The following is a 13270-nucleotide window of genomic DNA, read 5'->3' on the forward strand; positions in this document are numbered from 1 at the left end:
TGTCTGAGCCGGACGCTCGGCTCCATTGTCCCGTACCCGTGCACCCGACGTGAGCGGGGGTGGCTCCTCGCGACCGCCGTCCGGGCACGGCGCGAAGCGCGCCCCGGCCGGGCGGCGGTCAGGCGGGTCCGGAGCCGGTCGGGTCCTCGCCCCGGTCGAGGGCCTTCCACAGGTCCTCGGGGCGGTCGGGGTCGACCGGGCGGGTCGCGCGGGTGCGGGGGGCGCCGGAGCGTTCGTAGCGGCCGGACATGGCCGGCCACAGGCGGCCGTAGCGCAGGGCGAGCAGGCCGGCCAGGAGCAGCAGCGCCCCGCCGACGGCCGCGACGTAGGGCCAGCCGGTGTGGCTGAGCGCGGCGGCGGTCGCGGCGGTGTCGCCGGAGACCTGGGCGGCCTTCTCGTCGAGGGCGCCGCCGCCGTCGGCGCCGAGCAGGGCGGCGGCGACCGTGCCCGCGCCGGAGAGCGCGAGCAGCACGGCGACCAGGACACGGCCGGAGCGGCGGACGGCGAAGACGGCGACGAGCGCGGCCAGGCCCACTATGGCCAGCGCCGCGGGCACGCCCGTGACCTCGCTGCCCCTGGCGGTCAGCGGGAAGGCGCCGCCGGCCACCGTCGCGGTGCCCTCCGCCCATCGCTGCCGGGTGGCGAGCAGCGCCACGGCCGCGCCGAGCGCGCCGCACAGCAGGGCGACGGCGAGGCTGCGGCGGCCGGACCGGGCGGGTGCGGCGGCTTCGGAACGGGGGTGAGGTAGGGCAGTCACGTACTCCACTATCGCTCGGACCGCGGGCGCCGTGTCAGCCGGGGTTCATGTGCCGGACGTGAGAAACGCCCTACCGTCCCAGCCGGTTCGCGGTGTGCACCGCCCGCAGCACGGCCGCTGCCTTGTTGCGGCACTCGGTGTCCTCGGCCACCGGGTCGGAGTCGGCGACGATGCCGGCGCCCGCCTGGACGTAGGCGGTGCCGTCGCGCAGCAGCGCGGTGCGGATGGCGATGGCGGTGTCGGAGTCGCCGGCGAAGTCCAGGTAGCCCACGCAGCCGCCGTACAACCCCCGCCGGGACGGCTCGAGTTCGTCGATGATCTGCATGGCCCGCGGCTTCGGCGCGCCCGAGAGGGTGCCGGCCGGGAAGCAGGCGGTCAGCACGTCGAAGGCGGTGCGGCCCGCCGCGACCCGTCCGGTCACGGTGGAGACGATGTGCATGACGTGCGAGTACCGCTCGACGGACATGAAGTCGACGACCTCGACGGAGCCCGGCTCGCAGACCCGGCCCAGGTCGTTGCGCCCGAGGTCGACGAGCATCAGGTGCTCGGCGCGTTCCTTGGGGTCGGCGAGCAGTTCCTCGGCGAGGGCCTGGTCCTGCTGCGGGGTGGCGCCGCGCGGCCGGGTGCCGGCGATGGGGTGGACCATGGCCCGCCCGTCCTCGACCTTCACCAGGGCTTCCGGGCTGGACCCGACGACGTCGAAGGCGTCTCCGTCCCCGCAGGGGAACCGGAACAGGTACATGTACGGCGAGGGGTTGGTGGCCCTGAGCACCCGGTAGACGTCCAGTGCGCTCGCCGTGCACGGCGTTTCGAAGCGCTGGGAGGGGACGACCTGGAAGGCCTCGCCCGCGCGGATGCGCTCCTTGACGTCCTCCACGGCCGCCTGGAAGTCCTCGCCGCCCCACAGCGCGGTGTACTCGGGCAGTTCGGAGGGCGGCAGCGCGGCGGGCGGCTGGACGACCGGGCGGGACAGGTCCGCCTCCATGGCGTCCAGGCGGGCCACGGCGTCGGCGTACGCCTCGTCGACGCCGGTGTCCAGGTCGTTGTGGTTGATCGCGTTGGCGATCAGCAGGACCGTGCCGTCCCAGTGGTCGAGGACCGCGAGGTCGGAGGTGAGCAGCATGGTCAGCTCGGGCAGCCGCAGGTCGTCGCGCTCGCCGGGGCCGATCTTCTCCAGGCGGCGCACGATGTCGTAGCCGAGGTAGCCGACCATGCCTCCGGTGAAGGGCGGCAGGCCCAGGTCGTGGGCCAGGTCGCGGGGGGTGTGCAGGGTCTCGACGGTGGTGCGCAGGGCGGCGAGCGGGTCGCCCTCGGCGGGGACGCCGACGGGCGGGGCGCCGAGCCAGTGGGCCTGGCCGCCGCGCTCGGTGAGGGTGGCGTCGCTGCGGACGCCGACGAAGGAGTACCGGGACCAGGTGTACGCCGTACTGCCGTTCTCCGCGGACTCCAGCAGGAAGGTGCCGGGGCGCTCGGCGGCGAGCTTGCGGTAGAGCCCGACCGGGGTGTCGCCGTCGGCGAGGAGCTTGCGGGTGACCGGGATGACGCGGCGGTCGGTGGCGAGCTTGCGGAACGTCTCGAGGTCCATGGCGGCTGACCTTACTGACCTTCGGCCGGCGCGCCGGAACCGGCGTCCTTCAGCAGGACGTCGGCGTCGAAGCAGGTGCGGTCGCCGGTGTGGCAGGCGGCGCCCACCTGGTCGACCTTGACCAGCACGGTGTCGGCGTCGCAGTCCAGGGCGACGGACTTGACGTGCTGCACGTGCCCGGAAGTGTCGCCCTTGACCCAGTACTCCCGGCGGCTGCGCGACCAGTAGGTGCAGCGGCCGGTGGTCAGCGTGCGGTGCAGCGCCTCGTCGTCCATCCAGCCGAGCATCAGTACCTCGCCGGTGTCGTACTGCTGGGCGATGGCGGGCAGGAGCCCGTCGGCGCTGCGCTTGAGGCGGCGCGCGATCTCCTGGTCGAGGCTGCTGGGCGTGGGCGTACCGGGCGTGCTGGTCATGGGTGCCATTGTGCCGCGCGGGACCGGCGTCCCGGGCGGCGTTCCACTGGCTGAGCGCCCCGGCGCGACGGGGCTTTTCGGGCGCCGGTCCCTCGGTCGGCTCGGCGCCTGGTGTGGCCGGTCGACGGGTGGGCGGACTCGCTGCGTGGTCGTAGGCTGACCACATGTCGACCTTTGCCAAGCGTGAACGGCTCCTTCTCGCCGATCTCTTGGAGACCGCCGGCCCTGAGGCGCCCACCCTCTGCGAGGGGTGGCTCACCCGGGACATGGCGGCGCACGTGGTGGTGCGCGAGCGGCGTCCCGACGCGGCCGGGGGCGTGCTGATCAAGCCGCTGGCGCCCCGCCTCCAGAAGGTGATGGAGGAGTACGCGGCGAAGCCGTACGAGGAGCTGATCCAGCTGATCCGTACCGGCCCGCCCCGTTTCTCACCCTTCCAGCTCAAGCAGATCGACGAGGCGGCCAACACCGTCGAGTTCTACGTCCACACCGAGGACGTGCGCCGCGCCCAGCCCGACTGGACGCCGCGCGAGCTCGACCCGGTCTTCCAGGAGACCCTGTGGTCCCGGCTGGAGCGCACCGCCCGGCTGCTGGGCCGGGGCATCCCCACCGGCCTGGTCCTGCGCCGCCCGGACGGCCGGACGGCCGTGGCGCACCGGGGCACGCCGGTGGTGACGGTGACGGGCGAGCCGTCGGAGCTGCTGCTGTTCGCGTTCGGCCGGCAGGGCACGGCCCGGGTCGAGACGGTCGGCGACCAGGACGCGATCACGAAGCTGTCGGAGACCAAGCAGTTGGGGCTCTGAACCCCGCCGCGCCGCTTCGGCGGGGTCAGTGGGGCAGTTCGGCGCGGCGCAGGCCGGGGGCGGCCAGGGCCACGACCCCGCCCAGACCGCACACCGCCGCGCTGACGACGAACACCGGGCCGGTCCCCCAGGCCCCGATCGCGGCGGCCGACAGCGGCATGCTGAGCGGGGCGAAGCCGAGGCTGATCAGGCCGCCCACGGCGGTGACCCGCCCGAGGTAGGCCGGATCGGTCTGGGTCTGCAGCAGTGCGCCGCACAGGGCGCCGCTGAGTCCGACGAGGAGGCCGATCAGCACGGCCACCGAGGCGGCGGCGACGACGCTCGGGACGAAGGCGAGGGCGCCGATGGCCACGGAGCCGGCCAGGATCATGTACGCGGCCACGTGTCCGGCGTGCGGCAGCCGGCCGCGCACCGCCAGCAGCAGGGAGGCCGCACCCGCCCCGGTGCCGAATCCCGCCAGTACCCAGCCCATCCCGGAGGCGCCCCAGCCGCGCTGGTCGGCCAGCAGGGCCAGGCCCACGTTGAGCGGGGCGACGAAGCCGAGGTCGCCGAAGGCGATGGCCAGCATCAGCGGGCCGAGGACACGGTGGCGGCGGATGTAGCGCAGGCCCGCCACCAGGTCGCGCCAGGGGGTGCTGTCGGCGGCGTCGGCGGTGTCGTCCTGCGGCAGGTCCCGGATCCGTACGGAGAGCAGCAGTGGCAGGGACACGGCGATCAGCAGTCCGGCGCACCCGAACGCCGCCGCGGCGCCGCCGAGTGCGACGCCGAGGCCGCCGAGCGGCGCGCCGACGACGCTCGCGAACCGGATCGCCAGCCCCCGCATGCCCTGCACGCGCGCGAGCTGGTCCCGGCTCGTCACTCGCGCGGGCAGGGCGCCCACCGCGGGCATGAACACGGCGTCCACGGTGCCGAAGACCAGGGCGAGCAGGGCCAGCAGCCACAGGCCGGGGCTGGCGAGCCACAGCAGGGCGGCCACCGCCAGGACGGCGACGCAGCGTACGGCGTCGCTGCCGATCACCACCCTCCGCGGCCCGAGCCGGTCGGCGATCACTCCCCCGCCCAGCATCAGCAGCGCCCTGGGCAGCGCGCCGACCGCCATGACCACCCCGGCCTGCGCGGGCGATCCGGCACGGATGGCCGCCCAGGACAGGGCGAGGTAGTAGACGTTGTCGCCCATCATCGAGGCGGTGTAGGCGGCGAGCCAGCGCAGGACGTTGCCGTCGCGGTGTGCGGGGCGCTCGGCGGCACGTTCGCCGGCGGATATCGCAGACGCGGTGGTCAAGGCAGTGACCTCTCTCAGACGCGGAACGGGAAGGCGTACGTGTGCAGCGCGACGTGTTCGCGCCCTTCGGTGTCGCCGGCCGCCTCGCGGGCCCGGCCCTGCTCGTCGTACTTCGTCAGCAGGTCGTGCACGTCCTTCTTGAGCTCGGCCAGTTCGGCGGCCGTCAGCCGCAGCAGCGACTCCGAGTCGAACGCGGCGTCGTTCCACTCCCGCCCCCAGTGGAGGCGCTCGTCGAGGTAGGTGCGGTACATCTCGACGCGCTGCTCCAGGAAGAGCCGGGAGGCCGCGAGGTGCGCCGTCACCTTCTCCGGCGCGTCCCGGAAGTCCTCGTCACGGATGGAGACGCCGTCCGAGGCCGGCTGCCACCAGCGTTCCCGCGCGTCCCCGCTGCGCGGCTCGGCCGCCTCGATCAGACCGTGCTCGGCGAGCTTGCGCAGGTGGTAGCTGACCAGGGACACGGCTTCGTCCACCTGCTCGGCCAGGTGTGAGGCGGTCGCCGCCTCGGCCACGAACAGCAGCCGGTAGAGCTTCATGCGCAATGGATGGGCGAGCGCCTTGAGCGTGCCCAGATCAGTGACTTTCCGGTTCTCCTCGCGTGGCATGCACCCACCCTAGATACGAAAGGAAAGTTGCACAACAAGAATTGCGCAACTTCTCTTTCGCGTATCGGCACGAAAAGGCCCCGGCCGCTTCGGGGCGACCGGGGCCATGCGCTGCCTCGGGCTACCGAACGGGGTGTCCCGCCCCGCGCAGTGCCTCCTTGACCTGGCCGATGCGCAGATCGCCGAAGTGGAAGACCGAGGCGGCCAGGACCGCGTCCGCGCCCGCCGTGACGGCCGGAGGGAAGTCGGCGAGCTTGCCGGCGCCGCCCGAGGCGATCACCGGTACCGTCACGTGCCTGCGGACGGCCGCGATCATCTCCAGGTCGTAGCCGTCCTTCGTGCCGTCCGCGTCCATCGAGTTGAGCAGGATCTCGCCCGCGCCCAGCTCCGCCGCCCGGTGCGCCCACTCCACCGCGTCGATGCCGGTGCCCCGGCGGCCGCCGTGGGTGGTCACCTCGAAGCTCCCGGAGGGAGTGCGGCGGGCGTCCACCGACAGGACCAGCACCTGGCGGCCGAAACGCTCGGCGATCTCCCGGATCAGGTCCGGGCGGGCGATCGCGGCCGTGTTGACGCCCACCTTGTCCGCGCCCGCCCGCAGCAGCTTGTCCACGTCCTCGGTGGTGCGGACGCCGCCGCCCACCGTCAGCGGGATGAACACCTGCTCGGCGGTACGGCGCACCACGTCGTACGTCGTCTCCCGGTCGCCCGAGGACGCGGTGATGTCCAGGAACGTCAACTCGTCGGCGCCCTCGGAGTCGTACACCTTGGCCATCTCGACGGGGTCGCCGGCGTCACGCAGGTTCTGGAAGTTGACGCCCTTGACCACCCGGCCGCCGTCCACGTCCAGGCAGGGGATGACTCGGACCGCCAGGGTCATGAATCCACGGCTCCTCTGTATGCCTCTAGCTCGATCTCGACCAGGATGCGCGGATCCACGAAGCCCTCGACCACCAGCAGGGTCGAGACCGGACGCACCAGGTCGAACAGTTCCTTGTGGGCCCTGCCCACCTCGTCCACGTCCCGCAGATGGGTCAGGTACATCCGGGTCCGGACCACCGCCCCGGGGCCCAGCCCGAACTCGGCGAGCGCTTCCAGCGCGCTGGCGAGCGCGACCTTCGCCTGCTCGTACGGATCGCCCTCCCCGTACAGCACACGGCCCTTGAAGGCCGTCATGCCGGCCACCAGGACCCGGTCGCCCGCCGCCACGGCGCCCGCGTAACCGAATGTCTCTTCCCAAGGACTTCCGCTCTGCACGCGCCGTACGGCTTCCGACGTCATGACGCCACTGCCTCCAAGGCCTCTTCCAGGGTGAACGCCTTCGCATACAGGGCCTTCCCGACGATGGCGCCCTCGACACCGAGCGGCACGAGGCCGGCGAGCGCCCGCAGGTCGTCGAGCGAGGAGACACCGCCCGACGCCACCACCGGGCGGGCGGTCGCCGCGCAGACGTTCTTCAGCAGCTCCAGGTTGGGGCCCTGAAGGGTGCCGTCCTTGGCGATGTCGGTGACGACGTAGCGCGCGCAGCCCTCCTTGTCGAGGCGCTCCAGCGTCTCGTACAGGTCGCCGCCGTCGCGGGTCCAGCCGCGGCCGCGCAGTGTGGTGCCCCGTACGTCCAGGCCGACCGCGATCCTGTCGCCGTGCCGGGCGATGACCTCGGCGACCCACTCGGGGGACTCCAGGGCGGCGGTGCCGAGGTTCACGCGGGTGCAGCCGGTGGCCAGGGCGGCGGCGAGGGTGTCGTCGTCGCGGATGCCGCCGGACAGCTCCACCTTGATGTCCATGGCCTTGGCGACCTCGGAGATCAGCTCGCGGTTGTCGCCGGTGCCGAACGCGGCGTCCAGGTCCACCAGGTGCAGCCACTCGGCGCCCGCGCGCTGCCAGGCCAGGGCGGCCTCCAGCGGAGAGCCGTACGAGGTCTCCGTGCCGGACTCGCCGTGCACGAGGCGCACGGCCTGGCCGTCGCGGACGTCGACGGCGGGGAGGAGTTCGAGCTTGGCCATGTCTCTACAGGGTTCCGATCCAGTTGGTGAGCAGCTGCGCTCCGGCGTCGCCGGACTTCTCGGGGTGGAACTGGGTGGCCCACAGGGCGTCGTTCTCCACGGCGGCCACGAAGGGCTTGCCGTGCGTCGCCCAGGTCACCTTGGGGGCGTTCAGCGCCGGGTTGTGGGTTTCCAGCCGCCAGTCGTGGACGGCGTAGGAGTGCACGAAGTAGAAGCGGGCGTCCGCGTCCAGGCCGGCGAACAGCTCCGAGCCGGCCGGCGCCTGAACGGTGTTCCAGCCCATGTGGGGCACGATGTCCGCCTGGAGCGGCTCGACCGTGCCGGGCCACTCGTCCAGGCCCTCGGCCTCCACGCCGTGCTCGATGCCGCGCGCGAAGAGGACCTGCATACCGACGCAGATGCCCATCACCGGGCGCCCGCCGGACAGCCGGCGGTCGATGATCCAGTCGCCGCGCACGTCCTTCAGGCCCCGCATGCAGGCGGCGAACGCACCCACACCCGGCACCAGCAGACCGTCGGCGTTCATCGCCGCGTCGTAGTCGCGGGTGATCTCGACGTCGGCTCCCGCGCGGGCGAGGGCCCGCTCGGCGGAGCGGACGTTGCCGAAGCCGTAGTCGAAGACCACCACCCTTTTCGCGCCGGTGCTCAATTCCACACCTCCAGCCGCATCACGCCCGCGACGAGGCACATCGCCGCGCCGATGGACAGCAGCACGATGAGGCTCTTCGGCATCTGCTGCTTGACGAAGGAGATGATGCCGCCGAGCAGGAACAGGCCGACGACGATCAGCAGGGTGGACAGACCGGTCACAGTGCCCCTCCGTTCGCTTCTCCGCCCGCGCGGCGCAGAGGCGCGGCCATCGTCGTCGTCTGCGGCCCGGCGGCCGCGCGTGCGTCGCTCACAGCGCGCCCTTCGTGGAGGGGATGATGCCGGCCGCGCGCGGGTCGCGCTCGGACGCGTACCGCAGCGCCCGGGCCAGGGCCTTGAACTGGCACTCCACGATGTGGTGCGCGTTGCGCCCGTAGGGCACGTGCACGTGCAGCGCGATCTGCGCCTGGGCGACGAAGGACTCCAGGATGTGGCGGGTCATCGTGGTGTCGTACTCGCCGATCATCGGCGCCATGTTCTCGGGCTCGGTGTGCACGAGGTACGGGCGGCCGGACAGGTCGACGGTGACCTGGGCGAGGGACTCGTCCAGCGGGACCGTGCAGTTGCCGAAGCGGTAGATGCCCACCTTGTCGCCGAGCGCCTGCTTGAAGGCGGCGCCCAGCGCGAGGGCGGTGTCCTCGATGGTGTGGTGGGAGTCGATGTGCAGGTCGCCGTCCGTCTTCACGGTCAGGTCGAACAGACCGTGCCGGCCGAGCTGGTCGAGCATGTGGTCGTAGAAGCCGACGCCGGTGGCGATGTCGGTCCTCCCGGTGCCGTCGAGGTCGATCTCGACCAGGACCGAGGTCTCCTTGGTGGTGCGCTCGACCCTTCCGATGCGTCCCTCGCGAGTCATCCGCTCTGCTCCTGTTCCTTCTTCAGTTCCCGTACCGCGTCGAGGAACGCGTCGTTCTCCTTCGGCGTTCCCGCGGTGACCCGCAGCCATCCCGGTACGCCGTTGTCCCGGACCAGGACGCCCCGGTCCAGGATCCGCCGCCAGGCGGTGTGGGCGTCCTCGAACCGCCCGAACTGGATGAAGTTGGCGTCCGACTCGGTCACGTCGTAGCCGATCGCGCGCAGTTCGCCGACCAGCCGGTCCCGCTCGGCCTTCAGCTGCTCGACATAGCCCAGCAGCGTGTCGGTGTGTTCCAGGGCGGCCAGTGCCGTCGCCTGCGTGACCGCCGAGAGGTGGTACGGCAGCCGGACCAGCTGCACGGCGTCCACGACCGCCGGGTGCGCCGCGAGGTAGCCCAGGCGCAGACCGGCGGCGCCGAACGCCTTGGACATGGTGCGGGAGACGACCAGGTGCGGCCGGCCGTCCAGCAGCGGCAGCAGCGAGGCGCCGTGGCTGAACTCGATGTACGCCTCGTCCACGATCACCATGGACGGCTTCACCGCCTGCGCCGCCTCGTACAGCGCGAGGACCGTCTCCGGCGACACCGCGTTGCCGGTGGGGTTGTTGGGGGTGGTGACGAAGACGACGTCCGGGCGGTGCTCCGCGATCGCCCGCTCGGCGGCGGGAAGGTCGATCGTGAAGTCCTCGCGACGCGGCCCGGAGATCCAGCCCGTGCCCGTGCCGCGCGCGATGAGCGCGTGCATGGAGTACGAGGGCTCGAAGCCGATCGCGGTGCGGCCCGGACCGCCGAAGGTCTGGAGCAGCTGCTGGATGACCTCGTTGGAGCCGTTGGCCGCCCAGACGTTCTCGACGCCGACCCGGTGGCCGCCCGTCCTCGTCAGGTACCTGGCGAGTTCGGTGCGCAGCTCCACCGCGTCCCGGTCGGGATAGCGGTTGAGGCTGCGGGCGGCCTCGCGCACCCGCTCGGCGATCCGCTCGACCAGCGGCTCGGGCAGCGGGTAGGGGTTCTCGTTCGTGTTCAGCCGTACGGGGACGTCCAACTGGGGCGCGCCATAAGGGGTCTTGCCGCGCAGCTCGTCCCGTACGGGAAGATCGTCGATTCCGAAGCTCACTTGCCGCTCACTTGCTCGTCGGTACCTTCCAGCCGAACCTCGCCTTGATCGCCGCGCCGTGCGCCGGGAGGTCCTCCGCCTCCGCCAGCGTCACCACGTGGTGGGCGACCTCGGCGAGGGCGTCCCGGGTGTAGTCCACGATGTGGATGCCGCGCAGGAAGGACTGGACGGACAGGCCCGAGGAGTGGCAGGCGCAGCCGCCGGTGGGAAGCACGTGGTTGGAACCGGCCGCGTAGTCGCCGAGCGAGACCGGCGCCCAGGGGCCGACGAAGACCGCTCCGGCGTTGCGCACCCGGTCGGCGACCGCCGCCGCGTCGGCCGTCTGGATCTCCAGGTGCTCGGCGCCGTAGGCGTCGACCACCTTCAGGCCCTCGTCGAGGCCGTCGACCAGGACGATCGCGGACTGCTTGCCGGACAGCGCCGGGCGGATCCGGTCCTCGATGTGCTTCGTCGCCGCGACCTGCGGCTCCAGCTCCTTCTCGACCGCGTCCGCGAGCTCCACGGAGTCGGTGACCAGGACGGCGGCGGCCAACGGGTCGTGCTCGGCCTGGCTGATCAGGTCGGAGGCCACGTGCACCGGGTCGGCGCCGGCGTCCGCGAGGATCGCGATCTCGGTGGGGCCGGCCTCGGTGTCGATGCCGATCTTGCCGGTGAAGTACCGCTTGGCGGCGGCGACCCAGATGTTGCCTGGGCCGGTGACCATGTTGGCGGGCGGGCAGGACTCGATGCCGTGGGCGAACATCGCCACGGCGGTGGCGCCGCCCGCCGCGTACACCTCGTCGACGCCGAGCAGGGCGCAGGCGGCGAGGATCGTCGGGTGCGGCAGCCCGCCGAACTCGGCCTGGGGCGGCGAGGCGAGCGCGATCGACTCGACGCCGGCCTCCTGGGCGGGCACGACGTTCATGACCACGGAGGACGGGTAGACCGACCGGCCGCCCGGCGCGTACAGCCCGACGCGCTCGACGGGCACCCACTTCTCGGTCACCGAGCCGCCGGGCACCACCTGGGTGGTGTGCGTGGCGCGGCGCTGCTCGCGGTGGACGAGCCGGGCGCGCCGGACGGACTCCTCCAGGGCCGCGCGCACGTCCGGGTCGAGCTTCTCCAGCGCGTCCTCGATCGCCTGGACCGGGACCCGCACCGACTCCAGACGTACGCCGTCGAACTTCTCGGCGAAGTCGATCAGCGCCGCGTCGCCGCGATGATGCACGGCCTCGCAGATCGGGCGCACCTTCTCCAGGGCGGCCGAGACGTCGAAGTCGGCTCGGGGCAGCAGGTCGCGCAGGGCGGGCCCCTCGGGGAGGGCGTCGCCGCGCAGATCGATTCGGGTGATCACGGTGTCAATTCTCTCAGACCGCGCGCGGGCACCGTCCGTCCGTATCAGTGGCTGATACAGAACGCCGTATCAGTGGCTGGTACGGAACACGGAAGGCCCCCTTCACATTTCGTGTTCAGAGCGTCACCGATCGGGCATGACCGGTTGTACGAAGCGTAGCCAACCAGCGAGTAGCCGGGGAGGGAGGGAGGACCGTGGCCGAGGGGGCCGGCTTGCACTCCGGTGACCTGTCCGACGACCTGACCGCCACCGAGGCGGGAATGTGGCAGGCCTTCCGCAACGGCAGCGTGTACGACCTGCGCAGCGGCGACGCCGTGGTGGACGATCCGCACGGCGGGCAGCCGTGGGGGCCCGAGCGGACCGTGCGGGCGCGCGTCGTCTGCTGGCTGCTCCTGGACGGGCCGCCCGCACTCGCCGGGCGCGTGTCGTCCCTGAAGCTCCACGGCCTGCGGATCACGGGCGCCCTGGACCTCGCCGGGGGCGCGGTACTGCCGTACATGGAGCTGAACGGCTGCCGGTTCGACCAGGAGGTCCTGCTGCCGGAGGCGCACTTCACCACCGTGCGGCTGGTGGACTGCTCGGTGCCGCGGCTGGAGGCGGCCCGCGTGCGCACCGAGGGCGACCTGCATCTGCCGCGCTGCCGGTTCACCGGCGGGATACGGCTGACCGACGCGCACATCGGCACGGACCTGCTGCTCAACCAGGCGGTCGTGCACCGGGACCGCGCCGGCCGCTCGATCGCCGCCGACGGGATGACGGTGGGCCAGGACCTCCAGGCGGAGCTGCTGGAGTCGTACGGCGAGTTCAGCCTGCGCAGCGCCAAGATCGGCGTGTCGCTGAGCCTGCGCGGGGCGCGGCTCACCAACCCGCGGGAGCGGTTCGCGCTGAACGCGCCGCAGCTCACGGTGGAGCGCACGCTGTACCTCACCCCGGCGGGCGTCGGCGGACCGCTGAGCGGGGTGACGCCCGCACACGGGACGCGGATTCAGCCCTTCGAGTGCCGGGGCGGGGTGCGTCTGGACGACGGGCGGTTCGGTGACGCGGTCGATCTGGAGCGGGCCCGTTTCACCCTCACCGACGAGCAGGTGCTGTCGCTGCGCCGGGTGCAGACGCCGGAGCTGCGCTTCCTCGGGGAGCGGCCGCCGCGCGGGCAGGTGCTGCTGTCCGGGGCGCGGGTCGTCACCCTCGTCGACCGGGCGAGCAGCTGGCCCGCGCCGGGCAGCCTGCACATGGGCGGCTTCGCCTACGAGAACCTGGTGCCGCGGGGCCCGTTCCCGCTGACCGAGCGGCTGAACTGGGTGGCGGCGGCGACCGCCGAGTACAACCCGGAGCCGTACGAGCGCCTGGCCGCCGTACTGCGGGAGGCGGGCGAGGACGTGGACGCGCGCGAGGTGCTGCTCGCCAAGCAGCGCCGCCGCCGCGAGACCCTGCCGCTCGCCGCCAAGCTCGTGGGCTACCTCCAGGACTGGACGGTGGCCTACGGGTACCGTCCGGGCCGCGCCGCGGTGTGGATGGCGGTGCTGTGGGCGGCCGGCTCGCTCGCCTTCGCGCGCGCGGGCCCGCCCCCGGCCGACCCCGGCGGCCGCCCGGAGTGGAACCCCGCCCTGCTCGCCCTGGACCTGCTGCTGCCGGTCGTCGACCTGGGCCAGGCGGGCGAGTGGCAGCTGCGCGGCGGCTGGCAGTGGCTCGCCGCGGCACTGATCCTGCTCGGCTGGACCCTGGCCACGACGGTGGCGGCGGGCGCAACGCGGCTGCTGCGGCGGAGCTAGTGCTGTGGCCGGAAGGGTTTGCCGGGAAGCTCGCGGCGTCCGGTGCTGGGGGCACCTCCCACGCCCTTCAGGCAGTGGGGGAGCATCGCAAGGCGGAGCATCGCCCGCGTACGGGA

Annotated in this window: 15 protein-coding genes; 2 read left to right on the forward strand and 13 right to left on the reverse strand. The window is 72.8% G+C overall.

What is annotated here, in order from left to right; translation table 11 throughout:
• Positions 1-118: 118 nt before the first annotated feature.
• The 3 genes from ACIQMV_RS02825 to hisI all read right to left on the reverse strand — a co-directional run bounded on the left by ACIQMV_RS02825 (position 119) and on the right by hisI (position 2755).
• Positions 119-766, reverse strand: coding sequence for a TIGR02234 family membrane protein (locus ACIQMV_RS02825; protein WP_402590621.1), 648 nt, complete (start codon positions 764-766; stop codon positions 119-121).
• A gap of 61 nt (positions 767-827) precedes the next feature.
• Positions 828-2342 carry an anthranilate synthase component I gene (locus ACIQMV_RS02830; protein WP_141361820.1) on the reverse strand — a complete coding sequence of 505 codons (1515 nt, stop codon included), beginning with the start codon at positions 2340-2342 and terminating at the stop codon, positions 828-830.
• An 11-nt stretch (positions 2343-2353) separates the two neighbouring features.
• Positions 2354-2755 (reverse strand): phosphoribosyl-AMP cyclohydrolase, encoded by a 402-nt coding sequence (hisI, locus tag ACIQMV_RS02835; protein ID WP_141361818.1) that lies wholly within the window; start codon positions 2753-2755, stop codon positions 2354-2356.
• A 164-nt stretch (positions 2756-2919) separates the two neighbouring features.
• Here hisI and ACIQMV_RS02840 point away from each other — a divergent pair, with 164 nt between their 5' ends.
• On the forward strand, positions 2920-3555 hold the full coding sequence (locus tag ACIQMV_RS02840) for a TIGR03085 family metal-binding protein (protein ID WP_402590624.1): 636 nt from the start codon (positions 2920-2922) through the stop codon (positions 3553-3555).
• Positions 3556-3580: 25 nt separating this feature from the next.
• Here the strand turns inward: ACIQMV_RS02840 and ACIQMV_RS02845 are convergent, their stop codons facing one another.
• From ACIQMV_RS02845 to hisD, 10 genes are all read right to left on the reverse strand, one after another.
• A complete protein-coding gene (locus tag ACIQMV_RS02845; RefSeq protein WP_402590626.1) occupies positions 3581-4837 on the reverse strand; it encodes an MFS transporter in 1257 nt (418 codons plus the stop codon).
• Positions 4838-4851: 14 nt separating this feature from the next.
• A complete protein-coding gene (locus ACIQMV_RS02850; protein ID WP_141361812.1) occupies positions 4852-5439 on the reverse strand; it encodes a transcriptional regulator in 588 nt (195 codons plus the stop codon).
• A gap of 121 nt (positions 5440-5560) precedes the next feature.
• Positions 5561-6316: an imidazole glycerol phosphate synthase subunit HisF gene (hisF, locus tag ACIQMV_RS02855; RefSeq protein WP_141361810.1), complete on the reverse strand. Its 756-nt coding sequence runs from the start codon at positions 6314-6316 to the stop codon at positions 5561-5563.
• Positions 6313-6717: a Rid family hydrolase gene (locus ACIQMV_RS02860; RefSeq protein WP_402590629.1), complete on the reverse strand. Its 405-nt coding sequence runs from the start codon at positions 6715-6717 to the stop codon at positions 6313-6315. The genes hisF and ACIQMV_RS02860 overlap by 4 nt, the downstream gene beginning before the upstream one ends.
• Entirely contained in the window at positions 6714-7439 is a 726-nt protein-coding gene (gene priA, locus ACIQMV_RS02865) for a bifunctional 1-(5-phosphoribosyl)-5-((5-phosphoribosylamino)methylideneamino)imidazole-4-carboxamide isomerase/phosphoribosylanthranilate isomerase PriA (RefSeq protein ID WP_141361806.1), read from the reverse strand. The genes ACIQMV_RS02860 and priA overlap by 4 nt, the downstream gene beginning before the upstream one ends.
• 4 nt (positions 7440-7443) lie before the next feature.
• Complete coding sequence (gene hisH / locus ACIQMV_RS02870) at positions 7444-8094, reverse strand: imidazole glycerol phosphate synthase subunit HisH (protein WP_376503426.1); 651 nt, start codon at positions 8092-8094, stop codon at positions 7444-7446.
• Entirely contained in the window at positions 8085-8249 is a 165-nt protein-coding gene (locus ACIQMV_RS02875) for a hypothetical protein (protein ID WP_172632997.1), read from the reverse strand. The genes hisH and ACIQMV_RS02875 overlap by 10 nt, the downstream gene beginning before the upstream one ends.
• 88 nt (positions 8250-8337) lie before the next feature.
• Entirely contained in the window at positions 8338-8940 is a 603-nt protein-coding gene (gene hisB, locus ACIQMV_RS02880; RefSeq protein WP_141361802.1) for an imidazoleglycerol-phosphate dehydratase HisB, read from the reverse strand.
• Positions 8937-10052, reverse strand: a complete 1116-nt coding sequence (locus ACIQMV_RS02885) for a histidinol-phosphate transaminase (protein WP_402590633.1) — start codon at positions 10050-10052, stop codon at positions 8937-8939. The genes hisB and ACIQMV_RS02885 overlap by 4 nt, the downstream gene beginning before the upstream one ends.
• Positions 10053-10059: 7 nt before the next feature.
• Positions 10060-11385, reverse strand: a complete 1326-nt coding sequence (hisD, locus tag ACIQMV_RS02890) for a histidinol dehydrogenase (protein WP_402590635.1) — start codon at positions 11383-11385, stop codon at positions 10060-10062.
• Between the two features lie 194 nt (positions 11386-11579).
• Between hisD and ACIQMV_RS02895 the strand changes: the two genes are divergently transcribed.
• A complete protein-coding gene (locus ACIQMV_RS02895) occupies positions 11580-13154 on the forward strand; it encodes an oxidoreductase (protein WP_402590637.1) in 1575 nt (524 codons plus the stop codon).
• Positions 13155-13270 lie beyond the last annotated feature (116 nt).

The sequence above is a fragment of the Streptomyces sp. NPDC091412 genome, assembly GCF_044756885.1.
Taxonomy (GTDB): Bacteria; Actinomycetota; Actinomycetes; order Streptomycetales; family Streptomycetaceae; genus Streptomyces.

Coding starts and splice junctions, on each gene's coding strand:
- ACIQMV_RS02830 (WP_141361820.1), bottom strand. CDS start 2,342: ATGGACCTCGAGACGTTCCGCAAGCTCGCCACCGACCGCCGCGTCATC.
- hisI (WP_141361818.1), bottom strand. CDS start 2,755: ATGACCAGCACGCCCGGTACGCCCACGCCCAGCAGCCTCGACCAGGAG.
- ACIQMV_RS02840 (WP_402590624.1), top strand. CDS start 2,920: ATGTCGACCTTTGCCAAGCGTGAACGGCTCCTTCTCGCCGATCTCTTG.
- ACIQMV_RS02850 (WP_141361812.1), bottom strand. CDS start 5,439: ATGCCACGCGAGGAGAACCGGAAAGTCACTGATCTGGGCACGCTCAAG.
- hisF (WP_141361810.1), bottom strand. CDS start 6,316: ATGACCCTGGCGGTCCGAGTCATCCCCTGCCTGGACGTGGACGGCGGC.
- ACIQMV_RS02860 (WP_402590629.1), bottom strand. CDS start 6,717: ATGACGTCGGAAGCCGTACGGCGCGTGCAGAGCGGAAGTCCTTGGGAA.
- priA (WP_141361806.1), bottom strand. CDS start 7,439: ATGGCCAAGCTCGAACTCCTCCCCGCCGTCGACGTCCGCGACGGCCAG.
- hisB (WP_141361802.1), bottom strand. CDS start 8,940: ATGACTCGCGAGGGACGCATCGGAAGGGTCGAGCGCACCACCAAGGAG.